The sequence below is a fragment of the Streptomyces huiliensis genome (genome assembly GCF_020037025.1).
Taxonomy (GTDB): Bacteria; Actinomycetota; Actinomycetes; order Streptomycetales; family Streptomycetaceae; genus Streptomyces; species Streptomyces huiliensis.
Genome location: NZ_JAIQLH010000519.1, coordinates 1 through 1487 on the forward strand (window position 1 = coordinate 1; position 1487 = coordinate 1487).

A 1487-nucleotide genomic window follows, 5' to 3' on the forward strand; every position below is an offset into this window, starting at 1 on the left:
CGGCCGAGCGCGTCGAGGGCGGCGGTGTGCGCCGCGTCGTGGGAGAGGTCGACGGCCCCGACTAGCGCGGCGTCGGTTTCCCCGGCGCGCAGGGCCCGGGCGGCGATCCGCAGGGCGGCGGTGCCGGACGCCTCCTCACGGGAGACGGCGAGGCTCGGGCCGCGCAGGTCGAGCTGGCTGCTGACGCGGTTGGCGACGAGGTTCGGCATGGCGCCCAGGGCCGACGCGGGGGTCGGCGGATCGCCGACGGCGTCCCGCAGCGCGCCGGCGGGCCCCGGCGGCAGGGGCAGCCCGGCCCGCGCCCACTGGACGCCGATGCGGCGCCGCCAGGCGAAGAGCGTGACGCAGGGTTCGGCGCCCATGCCGACGTGGACGGAGGTGCGGTCGCGGGGCAGGTCCACGCCGCGGGCGGCTTCCCGTGCCGCGTCGAAGACGAGCAGCTGCTGCGGGAGGGTCTCCTCGATGTCGACGGGCGGGAAGCGCAGCCCGTCCAGCCCGGTGGAGACGCGCTCGCGGGGCGCGCGGTCGGGCCGCCCGCCGAGCACGGCGGCGGTGAACTCGCCGGTGCCGCCGTCGCGTCCGGCGCGTACGGCGAGGGCGACGACGGCCAGGGGACCGCCCGCCGGGGCCGGGGCCGGGGGTGGGGACGGGGGAGGCGGGACGGCGGCCGTGTCCTCGCGCCACTCCTCCACGACGAGGTGGGCGTTGGTGCCCCCGAAGCCGAAGGCGCTGACGGCCGCGCGCCGCGGCCCCTGCCCCCGCTCCCACTCCTCCGCCTCGGTGAGCGGCCGCAGGGGCCGCCCGCGCAGCTCGGGAGTCGGATCGTCGGCGCCGAGGGTCGGCGGGCGGACGCCGTGCCGCAGCGCGTCGACGGCCTTGAGCAGCCCGGCGCCGCCGGCGGGTGCGAGCAGATGGCCGAGGTTGGACTTGACCGACCCGATGGGCAGACCGGGGTGCCCGGCGAACACCCGTGCCGTGGAGGCGATTTCGGCGGCATCGCCGACCGGCGTGCCGGTGGCGTGGCATTCGAGCAGGCCGACCGTCGCGGGGTCGACGCCCGCCCGGGCGTAGGCGAGCCGCATGGCGCGCTCCTGCCCGGCGGGGTCGGGGCTGAGGAAGCCGCTGCCGCGCCCGTCGTTGCCCAGGCCGACGCCGCGGATGACGGCGAGGACGGGCCGGCCGGCGGCGAGGGCGTCGGAGAGCCGCATGAGGGTCACGAGCACGGCGCCCTCGGCGGGGACGAGCCCGTCGGCCTCGCGGTGGAAGGGGCGGCTGCGCCCGGTGGGGCTCAGGGCGGAGACCGCGGCGAACCCGCTGTGGACGAGCAGGCTGTCGGCCCCGTTCACGGCTCCGGCGAGCATGAGGTCGGCCGTTCGGTCGTGCAGCCGGTCGCAGGCGAGCTTGACGGCGTACAGGGCGGAGGCGCAGGCGGCGTCGAGGGCGAAGGCGCCGGCGTCGAGGCCCAGGGCGCGGGCGGCGACGAGGGC

General features: G+C 79.2%; 1 protein-coding gene. It reads right to left on the reverse strand.

What is annotated here, in order from left to right; genetic code table 11:
- A partial coding sequence (locus JNW98_RS35605) for a beta-ketoacyl synthase N-terminal-like domain-containing protein (protein ID WP_308015710.1) occupies nt 1–1487 on the reverse strand: 1487 nt, incomplete at both ends.